Source organism: Streptomyces recifensis, from assembly GCF_002154615.1.
GTDB lineage: Bacteria > Actinomycetota > Actinomycetes > Streptomycetales > Streptomycetaceae > Streptomyces > Streptomyces griseoluteus.
The window spans coordinates 1-2,755 of the sequence record NZ_MUNH01000515.1; the positions used below are offsets into that span (position 1 = coordinate 1).

The following is a 2,755-nucleotide window of genomic DNA, read 5'->3' on the forward strand; positions in this document are numbered from 1 at the left end:
CCGGTGCGGCTGAGTTCGGCGAGGGCGCGGTCCAGCGGTGCCGTCACGGGGTGCCTCCTTCCTCGGCGAGCCGCGCCGCCACGTGCCGGATGAAGCGCTGCAGGTCGGCGCAGTACACCGACGGGTTGTCGAAGCCGTGCCCGGCGCGGTAGCGGTGCGCGTAGTGGCCGCCCCCGCACACCGGGACCAGCGGGCAGGCCCGGCAGCGCCCGGCCAGTCCCGCCAGCCCGGCCTGCCGGGCGGCGACGCCGGGGTGGGCGAGGGCCTGGTCGAAGTCGTGCCGGAACACGTCGAGCCCGGTCTCGGCGGCGCCGTCGTACGCCGACTTCAGCGAGTCGACCTGTTCGATGGAGCCGTCGGTCTCGATGACGACGGCGTCGAAGGGGGCGAGTCCCAGGGACTCGGTGGCGGCGGGCAGGCCGAGCAGCAGGGCGAGGCACTCCTCGAAGAGCCGTACCCGCGTCTCGCGCCGCCCGGCCGACCACCAGCGGTCGAAGACGCGGCACAGCCAGTCGCCGTACTCGCCCCCGTGCGGGGGCGGGGCCGACCAGTTGCCGTGGGGCAGCAGCAGGTCGAGCGCGGGCGGGCGCAGGGTGAGCAGGGACTCGTACGTCTCGACGGGATCGGTGGTGGGGTCGACCACGGTGAGGACTCCCGCGTACGCCTCGGCGAAGTGGTCGGCGACCAGGCGCGCGCCACGCGCCGCGGCGGGCCAGGAGGGCCGGCCGGCGTGGTCGACGCGCCGGTGGTTGAGGGCGGCGCTCCCGCCGTCGAGGCTGATGCCGATGCGGATGCCGTGCCGGGCCAGGAGGGCCACCCGGTCATGGGTGAGCAGGGTGGCGTTGGTCTGCACGGTGGCGTGCACGGCGCACCCCTCGGGCACGCGGGCGCGGACGGTGTCGGTGAAGCGCGCCAGGGTGCCGGCGCCGGCCAGCAGCGGTTCGCCGCCGTGCAGGACGAGGGAGAGCGCGGTCAGGGCGTGGTCGCGGGCGTGCCGGGCGATGCGGTCGGCTGTGCGGTCGAGCACCTCGGCGGGAGCGGCGACGGGACGGGTGCGCCAGGTGTGGTCGGGGCCCTCGTACAGGTAGCAGTAGCGGCAGGCGAGGTTGCAACGGCCGTGCGCCTTGACGATGAACTGGCGGAAGGGGCGCGGTCGCGCCCGCGTCGGGGCGGCGGTCGTCCCGGACATCCCGTACCCCCGTACCGCGATGCGGGCGCGGCTCGTTCGCCCGTGTGTGCGGGGGCGTTCCCGGTCGCGGCCCGGCGCCAAACGCAAGGCGGCGGAACTTGCCGGATTCCGCCGTCGGGTGACCAGGAGCGGCCGGATCAGAGGCAGTTGTTGAAGCCCCAGAGCATCTCGGCGGGTTTCCCCGCCCGTTCGGTGAGGGTGTCCAGGACCTCCCGCAGTACGGGGTGGTCCAGGGTGCGCAGTTCCTCCAGGTCGAGGGTGAGCAGGTCCGGCAGTGGCTCGCCGTGCTCCGGTACGGGTGTCGCGTCCCCCGCGCTCGTCATCGCTGCCTCCCGTGGTGTGCCTCGGTGGTCTCGGTGCCGGTCAGCCGAGTCCGGCGAGCCGGCCGGCGGTGTCCTCGGCGGTCGGGGCGCCGGTGCCGAGGCTGTCCTCCGGCAGCCGCGCCCACTCGGCGCGGGCCGCGCGGTACGCGTCGCGGGCCGCGCGCGGCCGGGTGGCCGCTTCGTAGGACATACCCCGCCAGTGGTGCGCCTGCGCGCCCAGTTCGACGGCGATCCGGCGGTCGCGGTCCGACTCTGCCGCCGCCTCCGCCTCCCGCGCCGACTCGGCCGCCGCCCGGAAGGCGTCCACCGCGTCGTCCAGCCGGGTCGGCCGGGCCAGGCTCCGGTACGCCTCGTACTGCGCCTGTCCCAGCTCCAGCGAGCAGCGCGCGGCCAGCAGCGGGTCGTCGGCCTCGGCCGCCGCCAGCCCGAAGAGGTGCTCCGCCTCGCGCAGGTCCACCCGGTCGCCGCGCAGCCGGTAGCGCCGGATCAGGGCGCGGCCCAGCATCAGCAGGCGGTGCGCGGTGTGCGGGCTGCCGGTGTGGGTCTCGCGCCGGCAGTCCCGCAGGACGCGGATCGCCTGGGCGAGGGCCTCCCAGGCGCGCTCCCCGCTCTCGGCGTCGGCCCGGCGCAGCAGCACCTCGCCCCACTCGGCGAGGACGTCGGGGTAGTCGGCGGCTTCCCTGGAGGTGTCGGCGGCCGCGCGGGCGAACGCCTCCGCCGCGTCGCGGAGTTCACGTGGATCACCCGTCTCGGCGTACCGGGCGGCCCCGATCCGGCCTGCCCTGACGTGGAGCTGGGCGCGCAGGGCCCGTCCGGTGGTCGTGGCGAGCGCGGCGTCGACGCGTTCCCGGGCCTCGGCGAGGTCACCGCCGGAGCGGAGGAGGGCGTCGACCAGATCCAGCCGGATCAGCGTCGGTTCACGGCCCCCGCCCTCGCCGGCCGCCAGCGCGTCACGGAGCGAGCCGGCCGCCTGGGCCGCGTAACCCCGTGCCTGTACCGGGTCGGGGGTGGCGTCGGCCAGGCGGAGCAGGAGCTTGCCGTGGGCCAGGGGCAGTTCGGGCGGGCGGTGTCCGCGGTCGGGCCAGATGTCGGCGAACGCCTCCAGCATGCCGACCGCGCCCTGGAGCAGCGCGCTGTCCCCGCCGAGCCGCCACTGCGCCTCCAGCGCGCCGACCCGCTCCAGCGTGAGCCGGAGCGCCTGCGCGGGCTCCAGGCCGGGGGCTGCGCAGGCGCTCCGGCTCAC

The 2,755-nt window shown here is 76.5% G+C and carries 2 protein-coding genes and 1 pseudogene; all 3 read right to left on the reverse strand.

The features are described from left to right. Nucleotides 1-43: 43 nt before the first annotated feature. A complete protein-coding gene (locus CCN33_RS24600; protein ID WP_086695673.1) occupies nucleotides 44-1,189 on the reverse strand; it encodes an FxsB family cyclophane-forming radical SAM/SPASM peptide maturase in 1,146 nt (381 codons plus the stop codon). Nucleotides 1,190-1,326: 137 nt separating this feature from the next. Next, nucleotides 1,327-1,512 carry an FxSxx-COOH cyclophane-containing RiPP peptide gene (gene fxsA / locus CCN33_RS24605; RefSeq protein ID WP_086695674.1) on the reverse strand — a complete coding sequence of 62 codons (186 nt, stop codon included), beginning with the start codon at nucleotides 1,510-1,512 and terminating at the stop codon, nucleotides 1,327-1,329. Nucleotides 1,513-1,552: 40 nt separating this feature from the next. Next, nucleotides 1,553-2,755 (reverse strand): annotated as a pseudogene (locus tag CCN33_RS24610) (SAV_2336 N-terminal domain-related protein); the annotation flags it as partial.